We start from the raw sequence: 13,931 nt of genomic DNA, 5'->3' as shown, positions 1-13,931 counted from the left end.
TAATATGCAATTTTAATGCATGTTAGCTTAATCAAAGAATGTCTAAGTAGCAAACTCAGTATATACATTTACCGTAAGCTCATTCTCAGTACTGGGTATGAAAGAATCGGGCAAGTATATTCTTGAACAATTGTTTTTGGCGGATACAATAAACCAAAGTGTCAAATCTAGTCTGCCCAAAAGACTAGAGCAATTGGCAAAATAACGTAAGATCACGGCATTCTACTGAGGATTATGGCTCAAATTGTCATGCAAAATCAGAGGGGGATAACAAGTTTTCAGCCACTTGATGTTGAACTGCGTAACGTCTTCAAGTTTTTTAACCAAGAACCAGCAGTAAATGGAATTGACTTGGATGTCAGACAAGGAGAATTTTTTAGTATTTTAGGCCCCTCCGGTTGTGGTAAAACAACAACACTGCGCTTAATTGCTGGGTTTGAAATCGCTGACGCTGGCAAGGTGTTGATTCAGGGTCAGTCTATGACTAATGTGCCGCCTTACCGCCGACCCGTCAATACTGTGTTTCAAAGTTACGCTCTATTTAACCACCTGAATGTCTGGAATAACATCGCCTTCGGACTGAAGTTAAAAAAAATACCCAAATCGAAAATTGAAGCCAGAGTCCAAGAAGCTTTAAAGCTTGTGAAAATGGAAAGTTTGCGATCGCGCTTTCCCAATCAACTTTCTGGTGGTCAACAGCAGCGAGTTGCTTTAGCAAGGGCTTTAGTCAACCGTCCTACCGTCGTACTACTGGATGAACCTTTAGGGGCGTTAGATTTAAAACTCCGTAAGGAAATGCAGGTTGAGTTATCAAATTTACACAAAGACTTGGGAGTCACCTTTGTGATGGTGACACACGACCAAGAAGAAGCATTGTCTTTGAGCGATCGCATTGCTGTGATGAATCAAGGCAAAATTGAACAAGTTGGTACTCCCAGCCAAATTTACGAACGTCCCTGCACATCCTTTGTTGCTGATTTTATTGGTGATACTAATTTATTCAGTGGTGAAATCGTCGCGGTAGACTCCTCTAATATTAAAATTTCAACAAAAACGGGACTCTCAATTGTTATTAACCGCGCTGAAGATACACCAAATGAATTATCACAAGCTGTAGTAGTAAGCGTGCGTCCAGAAAAAATACAGCTTTCGCTTTATCCACCCAATTTGCCAGCTAACTGCTTTGAAGGAAGGCTGATCAATGTTATGTATTTGGGCACACACGTTAATTATGTTGTGGAATTAACAAATGGCATTAGTATCAATGTGTTGCAACCTAATACTTTTGGCACTTTAGCAGACCGCGACACGCCCATCTACGCTTGGTGGGCAGAAACTGATTGTTTAGCCATTAGTCAATAGTCAATAGTCAAACAATTTTAGATTTTAGAGGATGTTTGAAAAGTCCTCTTGTCGGTATCAAAAGTTTTAGATCCCTCTAAGAGGATGTTTGAAAAGTCCTATTGTAGGTATCAAAACGTTCTAGATCCCCCTAAATCCCCCGATAAATTGGGGGACTTTAATTCCGGTTCCCCCCTTTTGAAGGGGGGTTAGGGGGGATCGCTAAGTGTCTAAAATCACGGCGAAATACTTTTCAAACATCCTCTAAATCTCCCGATAAATTGGGAGACTTTGATTCCGCTTCTAGGGGGGATCTAAAAGTGCCTAAAGTCACAGCGAAATACTTTTCAAACAACCTCTATATCGTCCTTCGGCATTCAAGACAAGAATCACATCCTGCATAGCGTTGAACAAGGCGAGTAATCTCGTCATTGAGCGCCTTAGTACACATGTTCACCTCCCATTTACTTTACTTAGTGCTGTTAACGGTAGCGGGGCATTTAGCCCGTCCTGAGTAAGGAAAAATACTCAGTACTGATTGATGTACTTGGTAAGAGCAACTCCCCTTGTGGAGCCACTGTGGTCTTCTCTAGGAGACGCTACGCGAGGGTTTCCCCGCCACTTCCTTCAAGTCGGCAAAGCCGCGCAACGGAGTGGCTGCCCATGAGCAAGTGGCGTGGCAGAATCTTCTTAGCTAGAGTTGGTTTACTCAGTGCTGAGTACAAAAGTGAGATTCCCTATTCAGCACTCTTCATTGCCGCACTGGAATTGCAATCACAAATTCTGTACCTTCTCCTGGGGAGGAGTTGCAGTGTATCAAACCCCCGTGTTTTTCCACGACGATTTGACGGGCGATCGCTAATCCTAACCCCGTTCCTTTACCAACGGCTTTCGTAGTAAATAAATGGTCAAATATCTTTTGTTTGACTGATTCATTCATCCCCTTAGCATTATCAGCAATCGTTATTTCAACCTGATTAGCTTTCAATGAGGTTTTAATGATAATCTTGTTAGGGTTTTCTTGAATTTCTTCAAATTTCCGCTCAGAATTAGACTCATCTAAGGCATCAATGGCATTAGCTAGGATATTCATAAATACCTGGTTTAATTGCCCAGGAAAACATTCAACCTGGATGAAATTACCATAATCTGTTATTATTTCAATTGCTGGACGTAGCTCGTTTGCTTTCAGGCGATGTTTGAGAATTAAAATCGTACTTTCAATCCCTTCATGAATTTTAAATGGTACTTTGTAATCTTTATCAGCACGGGAGAAAGTTCTTAAACTAGTGCTGATATTTTTGAGGCGATCGCACGCCATCACCATTGAATCAATTATCTTGGGTAAATCTTCTAAGCTATAATCTAAGTCAATTTCTTCTGCATGGTCAATAATTTTACCACCTGGATTAGGTAAACTTTCTTGATAAAGTTTCAAGTGTTGAACAACATCAGCAATAGTGGGTTTAGCTTGTTTGAGACTCGCAGCAATAAAGCCCAAAGGATTATTCATTTCATGGGCTACCCCAGCAACTAAATTACCCAATGCCGACATTTTCTCACTTTGAACAATTTGTAATTGGGCTTGTTGTAAATCTTCTAAGGCTGTTCCCAGTGCTTGAGATTTTTCTGTTACTGCTGACTCAGCTTGTTTACGATCGCTAATATTAATAGTTGTCCCGACTACGCGATAAACTTTGCCCGTCTCATCTTTTAATGGACTGAGTGTGGTTAACCACCAATTTTTCTGGCCATTAAATGTTAGACATTCTTCATAGGTGACGGGTATTCCGGTTTGGAAACAACGCAGATATTTTTGCTCCACTCTTGCACCTTCATCAGCAGCCATGAATTCTTGGGGAGTTTTACCCAGCACTTCCCAAGCAGGTATACCAACCGCTAGTTCGCAGGATTTGCTCCATCCGGTGTACTCAAACCTACCATTATCCCGGACATCAGTCACAAAGATTAGACAGCCAACACCTTCGTAAATACTACTTAGGAACTTTCCTCGCTCCTGGAGATGATTATATAATTGGGCATTTTCCAAAGAAATCGCCGCTTGAGTGCAGAGAAAATTTATCACAGAAAGGCGATCGCTAGTAAATACCCCTTGCGTCAGTTTATTTTCTAAGTAAAGAATCCCCACCAAACGCCCTTGATTAATAATTGGGGTACATAATACACTCTGGGGTTGTGAGGAGTGCATGTATTCCCCAATCAACCCAATAATATCTGTTTTGCAATTGTCTATAACAACTGTTTGGCGAGTATTTTTGACGTAATTGATAATTTTTTGGGGAATCTCTTGACAATTATCGAGTGATTGTGATTCAAGAATAGTTTGTATTTGGTCATGGTTGATAAAGGTAATTGCCCTAACTTGCCAAGTATCATCTTGGGGAAGAATTAGTACAGCTTTTTTCGCGCCAGAGTTTTCTAGGATAATCCGGGTGAGGCTGGCAATGAGTTGATCTAATTCCAGTGAACTGGAGATAGCTTGAGCGGCTTTGAGGACAGAGGTAAAATCTAGTGCATGGGAAATACTAGTGCTGCCAGTGGTAGAAGTGCGAGTAGATGAGGAAGTGCCACGAAAGCTAATAGTTTCTAGGGTATTGAAGTTGATCCGTTGCTGTTGCAAAATGGATTGCAGTAGTTGGGGATAGCGTTTTTCTAAGTCTTCTATTTTGGCTTTTGCGCCCCAACGAGCGTAGCAGTAGTATGCTTCTTGCATATATGCTTGGGCAACTTTTTCTTTACCCCAATCGAGATAAAATTTGGCTATCAGTTCATTGCTAAGTGCTTCTTCTTGAATGTAGGCGTTGGCTTTGGCTAGAGTTATGGCGCGATCGTAATTTTCAAGTGCTTCTGCTTTATTGCCCAACACTCGTTGTTTCTCAGCCTCAACTAAATGCCATTTATGCAGATGATTCGTGGGAGCATTTTGCGCCCATTGGTGTAGAGTGGTTTGATGGATTTCTACCTGAGCGAGAATTAGAGAAAGTTCAATTTCTGAGTGGGTGGGAAATAGCGCCAGGTGCGTCAGGGCTGCATAGAAATGGAAAATCGGAACAAAAATTAATCCTGAGACTGCGAGTAAATACTCTTTACCTTGCTCAATGTAGGCGATCGCAGCCTTATAATTACCAAAAGAATAGGCAAGCAACAGTTTGTAGATATAGAGTTCGGCCATCACCGTCAGTTCATTAGCCTGACGATGCTTGGGAATCATCACCGTTTCATCGTAGATGGTGCCGCTTAAACAATCTGGCTGAATTTGGGTTTCCCTGAAGTTCTGTGCTGCCTGCCGCATAATACTCACATAAGTCTGGGCAGAATGTTGCTTCGCCTGAGTTAAGGCAGCATTGTAACTTGCTATATCTAATTCCAAATTGTTGAGTTCAGAGCCGCTCCAAAAGACCGCATAGCTGTAACAACATACGTTATAGCCAGCGTGTAAAAAATCGCCAGTTTCCATACCAGAGGTAAAACCAGCTTTCAGCATCGGTATCGTTGCCGAGAGAGCTTCTTGGTGATGCTGAATAAAGCCGCCAAACAACATGGAAATTATCGATTTGAATTCCCGCACATTGAACCGATCCAGCAAATTCAATGCCAATTGCCCAAAGCTGTAGCCCGCTTCAACCTCTCCCAAAAAGGCACACAGCACCATTCCGTGAAGCCCATACCCCACCGTGGAGGCGGGCGTGTTCCCAAACTGAAGCGATAGACTGACCATTGTGGAGCTAATTAGGGGCAATAAACCCGGCATTCCCTGGAAAACGGGTGCAAACAACATTCCTAACACTTGCATGGCTGCCTGTGCTTGGGGATCAGTCATCACTGGGAGGTCAGCTAATTCCTCAATTCGTTTACCTTCGAGTTGACTGGCAAGGACTTGTAACGCTTTACCAATCTCAGTATCGTTTGGCTCGATGGGTAGCTCAACCCCCAATTGTAAAAGTGCATCTCTGCCCAGTGCGATCGCTTCTAATAGTTTGCTCTGGGCTGTCTGGGCAGCAATTTGAATTTCGTAAATTTTAACTTTGTCTAAAATCGTTTGGGCTGATTGCAACACCTGTAACGCTATCTGTTCCATGCCATCAAAGTCAGTATTCAAGTAGGCGGCTTCGGTAGCGGCAACATAAAGACTCAGGGTCAATTCATATTGATCTTGCCAGCAGTTGGCTGTGAGTAGCTCAATCCCAGTCTCTAAATAGACTCTGGCCGCAGTGTATGCGGTAGAACTTTTGGCTTTACCTCCTGCTGCCAAGTTAAGTTGAGCCAAGGCTTCTCGTTCGTTTGATTGGGTGATTAACTCAATTCCTAAATTCAAATGCCCGACAATATCAAACAGTTTTTCTTCTTGTTCTATTTGAGAGGCATTTTGGAGAAGTAATTGACCAATTTGGAGATGAGTTGCTTGTTTTTGGTTATCAGGAATTAGAGAATAGGCAGCCTGTTGCACTCTGTCATGTAAAAATTTATATTTGGCTAATTGTTTATTGCTATTCCCAGTTGACAACGCCAACTTATCATGCTCTTCTCCCTGATAAAACTTATAAACATCACTAATTGGTAAAATCAATCCTTCTTGTAAAGCTTTCCATAAACTAGCAGCCGTTTCAATTTCTGATGATTCCGAAACAATCGCCAAAGTTGCTAAATCAAATTGGTTGCCAATACAAGCGGCTAACTGCAACACCTTTTGAGTTGATGGAGGTAGTCTTCTTAATTGAAATACCATGAACTTAACAACATCATCTGTAACCGCTTCCTGATTTATTTGGGTAATATCACATTGCCAACACCCTGATTCCAAGTTAAATTCAATTAATCCATCTTGGTGTAATGCCTTGAGAAACTGTATAGCAAAAAATGGATTACCTTGAGTTTTCTGAAATACCAATTGAGAAAGAGGTAATGCCAAATTCTGTCTACATTTAAGTGTGTCAGCAACTAATTGATTCACTTGCCCTTGACTCAGTGGCGCTAAAGTAATCGTATTAATTGTGGCTGCTGTTTTTTTGAGATCATTCAAAGTCAACATTAATGGATGTGCTGGGTTGACTTCGTTATCACGATAGGCACCAATTAAGAACAGATGTTTTGTATCAGCCATTAATAACTGCATTAACATCAGTGATGCTGAATCTGCCCATTGCAAATCATCTAAAAACATCACTAATGGATGTTTGTCACTGGTAAAGACTTGGGTAAATTTCTGGAATAATAAATTAAATCGATTTTGTGCCGCAGTTCCTGATAATTGTGTAGCTGGTGGTTGTTGACCAATAATTATTTCTAATTCGGGGATGACTTCAATAATTACCTGTCCATTATCACCTACAGCCGCTAAAATATTGGTTTTAAATTGCTGGATTTTAGCATCGCTTTCTGTTAATAATTGCCCCATTAAATCTCGGAAGGCTTGCACAAATGCCGAAAAGGGAATATTTCGTTGAAATTGGTCATATTTCCCTTTGATAAAATAACCGCGTTGTTTGACAATTGGTTTATGAACTTCGTTAACTACAACGGTTTTACCAATACCCGAAAAACCAGCTATCAGCATCATTTCTGTCGCGCCCGTACTAACGCGCTCAAATGCTTGCAGTAGGGTTTCTACTTCTGTTTCGCGTCCATAGAGTTTATCGGGGATAATGAACCTATCGCACAAATCCCGTTGGGCAATTGGGAAACTCTTAATTTCACCAGTTTCTTGGAGTTGAGTTAAACAATTTTCTAAATCAAATTTAATTCCCAATGCACTTTGATAGCGATCTTCAGCATTTTTTGCCATCAATTTCATCACGATGTCACTGAGAACTTGGGGAATCTCTTTCTTATCCCCTAACATTGGTGGGAGTTTTGCTAAATGACAATGTACCAACTCCATCGGATCATTTGAATGGAACGGTAACTCGCCCGTGAGTAGATCATAAAAAGTGATGCCTAAAGAATAGAAGTCAGTCCGGTAGTCAATCCCCCGATTCATTCTGCCTGTTTGTTCGGGAGAAATATAACCAAGTGTGCCTTCCAAGACATTGGGATTCATCAGTGTTTGAGTTTCCCGTGGTAATAGGGATGCAATACTAAAGTCAATTAATTTAACTTGTTTGGTTTCGGGATTAATGAGAATATTAGCGGGTTTGATATCTTTATGAATAATCCGAGCGCGATACAATATATCTAAGGTATTACACAGTGCGATCGCTATTTCTAAAAACTCCATCAAAGATTCTACCCTTCCCCCCACTTCACACTCCCCACTCTCCACTCCCCAATCCTTGAGAGAAATCCCGCCAAAGTCTTCCATTACCAACGCATAGCCATTTTGGTAGGCTTGGAGGCTGTAGGTTTGGATGATTAGAGGTGAGTTGAGATTTTTGGCAATGGTGTACTGATTCCGAAACGACAAGAGTTCGCTGAAACTCGGATAAGGATTTTTCAGCAATTTAATTACTATAGGTAACGAGTCAGTCTCTCGATACCCTCGATAAACCACAGTTCTAGAACCATTGTAGAGTTCTTCGCTTACTTTATATCCGGGAATATTGACAAGAGTGCTAACCATACTGCTAAATCTTTAAGACTTCCAGATTTAGTATTCCCAGATATCTGAAGTCGTTTACCAAGGATAGAAAAAAATTATACCGGTATTTCAATAATAAATTCTGTACCTTTACCCAGAACTGAATTAAAACTCAATTTTCCGCCGTGGGTTTCTTCAACTATTTGACGAGCGATCGCTAATCCTAACCCCGTTCCTTTGCCAACAGCTTTGGTAGTAAATAAATGGTCAAATATTTTTGATTTAACTTGTTCACTCATCCCCTTACCATTATCAGCAATGGCAATTTTAACTAGACTATTTTCGATTGAAGTTGTAATTGTAATCCAGTTAGGATTGGCTTTGATTTCTTCAAATCTGCGTCCGGTGTTAGATTCATCTAAGGCATCAATGGCATTTGCGATCAGATTCATAAATACCTGATTTAATTGACCGGGGAAGCATTCTACTTGAGGTAAATTACCGTAGTTAGTGACAACTTCAATGGCGGGACGTTGTTCATTAGCCTTGAGACGATGTTTGAGAATGAGAATGGTGCTATCAATACCTTCATGAATGTTAAATGGTACTTTGTAGTCTCGATCGGCACGAGAGAAAGTACGTAAACTGGTGCTGATGTTTTTGAGCCTGTCGCACGCCATAGACATGGAATCAAGCATCTTGGGCAAGTCTTCTAAAGTATAATCCAAGTCGATTTCTTCGGCGTGGTCAATAATTTCCTCACTCTTGTTAGGTAAACTTTTTTGATAGAGTTTCAGGTGTTCAATAATATCAGTAAACGTTGGTTTAGCTTGTTTGAGACTGGCAGCAATAAAACCGAGAGGATTATTCATTTCGTGAGCTACACCAGCAACTAAGTTGCCCAGTGCAGACATTTTTTCACTTTGCACCATTTGTAATTGGGCGTTTTGCAGATCAGTTAGCGCTTGTTGTAATAAGAGTGATTTTTGTTGCAAGGCAAGTTCTGGTTTTTTGCGATCGCTAATATCCAAAAATAATCCATCCCAAACCACAGACCCATCGGCAAGCTGTTCAATTCGTGATTCTCCGTGAATCCACTTAAGAATTCCTGATGGGGTGACAATTCGCCCTTCCCAGTACCAGAAAGATCGGGTTTGAATGGCGTGAGTTTGGGACTGTAGAAAACTTGCTATGTCGTCTGGATGCACCATGTTGTCCAGAAACTGCCAATTGGACATAGCTTGCTCTGGGGTAATTTCCAGCAAGCTGTAACAGTCGGCACTAATGTAGCTCAGAGATATTACTCGCTCAGGAGTCATCCGGTATTGATAAACTACGCCAGGCACATTGTCTACTAGATTGTGGAAGCGAGACTGAACCATACTCAACTCATTGAGTGACTGCTCTAGTTGTTGGCCATTTTCTCGCGATCGCTCATAAAGGCGGGCATTTTCCAAAGAAATTGCGGCTTGAGCGCAGAGTAAATTGAGTAGTTCGACGCGATCGTGTGTAAAGGCTCCAGTTGCTAGATTATTTTCTAAATACAACACGCCAAGCAGTTTACCCTGATGTAAAATCGGACTGCACAAGATACTCTTGGGCTGCTGTTGCTGAATATACGGGTCATGAATTAATTGTGGATGCACCGTGGCATCAATAATCACGGCAGGTTCTAAGCTGCATTTGACGGTATTAATTAAGCTAACTGGTACATGAATAGACTCTTCAACTGCCTCTGAATTGGTCAGCATTGGAGAAAAATCAACTTTGGTATTTCCATTTTTCTGTAGCCCCAGCCCCGCCAATGCCCGAATCCGTAAATTATCTGATTCCAAAAGCATGAACACACACTTATCGGCTCCCGCATTTTCAATGACAATATGCAGCAACGCCGAGAGCAGTTTTTCTAGTTCGATTTCGCCAGAAAGAGTTTGAGAAGCTTTGAGAATGGTAGCTAAATCTAAAGCAGTAGAAGCGCTGCTACTGCTGGAAGTTAGGGAACTGCTGGAGGTGACATTTCCCAATGTGAAGATAGTTTCCTTAGTTGAGAGGAGAGAACGGGTTTGCTGAAGAATGGGGGCAAGGAGTTGGGGATAGCGTGTTTCCAAGTCGGCGACTTTGGCTTTAGCACCCCAACGAGCATAGCCGTAGTAGGCTTCGGTCATGTATGACTGAGCGATGCGCTGTTTATCCCAGTGGAGGTAGAACTTTGCTGCTAGTTCATTGGCTAAGGCTTCTTCATTGATAAATTGATTGTCTTTAGCAAGAGTAATTGCTTTGTCATAACATTCAATTGCAGCGATTTTATCACCCAAAACTCGATAACGTTCAGCCTCCACTAGATACCATTTATGCAAGTGATTCATCGGGGCATTTTCCGCCCATTGATGCAGAATAGTTTGATGGGTGACGGCAACAGCAAGCATTTCGGCTTGCTCCGGTTCTGGTTGCGTGGGGAAAAGTGCCAGGTGCGTGAGCGCGGCATAAAAATGGAAAATGGGACTAAAGACCATTCCCGATACTGCCATCAAATAGGACTTGACTGTGGTGATGTAGTCGAAGGCAGCCTGATAATTCCCAAAGGAGTAGGCAAGCAGCAGTTTATAGATGTAGGCAACGGCGATCGGGGTGAGATCATTATCCTGCTGTTGCTTCGGCAGCATCACCGTTTCATCGTAGATAGTACCAATTAAGCAATCGGGTTGGCTCACCGTTTCTCGCAAATGCTGCACCGTTTGCCGCGTTATGTCCGAATGAATATGCGCCGAATCTTGTTTAACCTGAGCCAAGGCAGCACTGTAAGCGGCGAATTCGGGTTCTAAAGTGTCCAGGTTTACACCTGCGAAAACCGCAATATTCATGTAGGATATTGCGCTGTAGCCAGCAGAGAGAAAATCGCCAGTTTCCATACCAGTCGTGTAGCTATCTTTCAGCGTCGATATCGTTGCTCTCAGCGCTTCGTGGCGATGTTGGATGAAAGCCCCAAACAGGTTTAGAGTGATAGACTTCATTAAGAGAGCATTCAACCGTTCCAGCAACGAGAGCGCTAATTGACCAAATCCGTAGCCTGTTTCGACTTCGCCCAAAAAGGCACACAGCACCATGCCATGAATCGCATAGCCGACTATCGAGGCGGGGGCATTGCCAAACTGGAGCGACAACCGCACCATCGTCGCGCTCAACAGGGGCAGTAACCCTGGCATTCCCTGGATCGCTGCTGGAAACAAAACTCCTAACAGTTGGATCGCGGCTTCGGCGGTGCGATCGCTCATCACAGGCAGGTCAATCAGCTCGGCAATATCTCTGCCGCTTTGAAGGCTTGCCACCTCTTGTAGCACTTTGCCGATTTGGGCTTCATCGGTTGCATTCGGGAGATCCACCCCTAATTGACTCAGTGCCTTTCTTCCCACCGCGATCGCCCCTAACATTTGGCTCTGAGCCGTTAATGCCGCGATTTGAATTTCGTAGATTTTCACTTTGTCAAAAATTGTCTGTGTCTGTTGCAATACCACTGCGGTTAAGAGTTCCATGCCCTCGAAGTCACCATTCAAATAGGCAGCTTCCGCAGCCGTCACATACAGATTTAGAGTCAATTCATACTGATCTTGCCAGCAGTTTGTTTGTAATAGCTTAATCCCTGTTTGCAAATAAACCCTTGCTGCGACGTAAGCTGTAGAATTTCTCGCCTTGACTCCAGCTTTCAAATTCAGTTGAGCTAATGCTTGGCGATCGCTTGGTTGAGTAATTAACTCAATTCCTAAATTCAAATGCCCGACAATATCAAACAGTTTTTCCTCTTGTTGGATTTGAGAGGAATTTTGTAAAAGTAATTGGCCAATTTGGAGATGAGTTGCTTGTTTTTGGTTATCAGGAATTAGAGAATAGGCAGCTTGTTGCACTCTGTCATGTAAAAATCTATATGAAGCTATCCTTTGTCCTTTGTCCTTTGTCATTTGTTTGTTATTTTCTAATGACAAATGATCAATGAGCAATGACGAATTTTGATAAAACTTATAAACATCACTAATGGGTAAAATCAACCCTTCTTGTAAAGCTTTCCATAAACTAGCAGCCGTTTCAATTTCTGGTTCTTCCCAAACAATTGCCAAAGTTGCTAAATCAAATTGATTGCCAATACAAGCGGCTAACTGCAACACCTCTTGAGTTGATTGAGGCAGTCTTTGCAATTGAAATGCCATGAACTTAACAACATCATCTGTAACCGCTTGCTGATTTATTTGGGTAATGTCACATTGCCAACACCCTGATTCCAAGTTAAATTCAATTAATCCATCTTGGTGTAATGCCTTGAGAAACTGTATAGCAAAAAATGGATTACCTTGAGTTTTCTGAGATACCAAGTGAGAAAGAGGCCATGCCAAATTTTCTGTACATTTAAGTGTGTCAGCAACTAATTGATTTACTTGCCCTTGACTCAGTGGCGCTAAAGTAATTGTATTAATCGTGGCTGCTGTTTTTTCGATATCATTCAAAGTCAACATTAACGGATGTACTTGGTTGACTTCGTTATCACGATAGGCACCAATTAAGAAAAGATGCTTGGTATCAGCCATTAATAACTGCATTAACATCAGCGATGCTGAATCAGCCCATTGCAAATCATCTAAAAACATCACTAATGGATGTGCCTCACTAGTAAAGACTTGGGTAAATTTCTGGAATAATAAATTAAATCGATTTTGTGCCGCCGTTCCTGATAACTCTATCGCTGGTGGTTGTTGACCGATAATTCTTGATAATTCGGGGATGACTTCAATAATTACCTGCCCATTTTCTCCAATAGCATCTAAAATATTATTTTTCCATTGCTGAATTTGGGCATCGCTTTCTGTTAACAATTGCCCCATTAAATCTCGGAAGGCTTGCACAAATGCACTCAAGGGAATATTTCGTTGAAATTGGTCATATTTCCCTTTGATAAAATAACCGCGTTGCCGCACAATTGGTTTATGAACTTCGTTGACAATCGCTGTTTTACCAATTCCCGAAAACCCAGCTACCAACATCATTTCTGTTGCACCAAGGCTGACTCTTTCAAATGCTTGGAGTAGGGTTGATACTTCTGATTCTCTTCCATAAAGTTTGTCGGGGATAATGAAGCGATCGCACACATCCCATCGCGCAATCTCAAAATTCTTAATCATACCATAAGCTTGTAACTGATTTAAAGAATTTTCTAAATCAAACTTCAGTCCCAAGGCACTCTGATATCTATTTTCGGTATTTTTCGCCATTAATTTACTAACGATTTCCGAGAGTACAAACGGGATTTGTGGGTTAATTTTATGTACCAAGGGTGGAAGTTTCGCAATATGACAATGCACCAACTCCATCGGATCGTTTGATTGAAAAGGTAACTCACCTGTAAGTAATTCGTAGAAAGTTACACCCAAAGAATAAAAATCAGTCCGATAGTCAATCCCCCGATTCATTCTGCCTGTTTGTTCTGGGGAAACATAAGCTAGTGTCCCTTCTAAGACATTGGGATTGATTAGTGTTTGGGTTTCTCGTGGTAGTAAAGATGCAATACTAAAGTCGATTAATTTAACTTGTTTGGTTTCGGGATTAATCAGAATATTGGCGGGTTTGATGTCTTTGTGAATAATCCGCTCGCGGTAAAGTATATCTAAGGTATTGCACAGTGCGATCGCTATTTCTAAAAACTCTTGTAGAGACGCGATATATAGCGTCTTTGGTGAGGTGAAATAATCTTTGAGAGAAATCCCCCCAAAGTCTTCCATCACCAACGTATAACCATTTTGGTAGGGTTCTAGGCTGTAGGTTTGGACGATTAGCGGTGAGTTGAGATTTTTGGCAATGGTGTATTGATTCCGAAACGACAATAGTTCACTGAAACTCGGATAAGGATTTTTCAGCAGTTTAATCACTACTCTTAATGAGTCGATTTCTCGATACCCTCGATAAACTAGGGTTCTGGAACCATTGTAGAGTTCTTCGCTTACTTTATATCCGGGAATATTGACAAGAGTGCTAACCATGCTACTAAATCTTTAAGATTTCCAGATTTAGTATT

3 protein-coding genes are annotated in these 13,931 nt (G+C 41.6%); 1 reads left to right on the top strand and 2 read right to left on the bottom strand.

Features of this window, described 5'->3' with window-relative positions:
* Nucleotides 1–234: 234 nt before the first annotated feature.
* A complete protein-coding gene (locus tag V7K62_RS01635) occupies nt 235–1,362 on the top strand; it encodes an ABC transporter ATP-binding protein (protein ID WP_334861030.1) in 1,128 nt (375 codons plus the stop codon).
* Between the two features lie 730 nt (nt 1,363–2,092).
* On the opposite strand, the gene V7K62_RS01630 is transcribed toward V7K62_RS01635, so the two are convergent.
* Together V7K62_RS01630 and V7K62_RS01625 are read right to left on the bottom strand one after the other, a co-directional pair.
* Nucleotides 2,093–7,918, bottom strand: coding sequence for an ATP-binding sensor histidine kinase (locus V7K62_RS01630; protein WP_334861028.1), 5,826 nt, complete (start codon nt 7,916–7,918; stop codon nt 2,093–2,095).
* Nucleotides 7,919–7,992: 74 nt separating this feature from the next.
* On the bottom strand, nt 7,993–13,896 hold the full coding sequence (locus tag V7K62_RS01625) for a trifunctional serine/threonine-protein kinase/ATP-binding protein/sensor histidine kinase (protein WP_334861027.1): 5,904 nt from the start codon (nt 13,894–13,896) through the stop codon (nt 7,993–7,995).
* Between the last annotated feature and the right edge of the window lie 35 nt (nt 13,897–13,931).

Origin of the sequence: Nostoc sp. (assembly GCF_036917935.1) — a bacterium.
Classification (GTDB): Bacteria; Cyanobacteriota; Cyanobacteriia; order Cyanobacteriales; family Nostocaceae; genus Nostoc.
The sequence above is the reverse complement of the archived record's forward strand: the minus strand, read 5'-3'. Positions and strand labels throughout refer to the sequence as shown.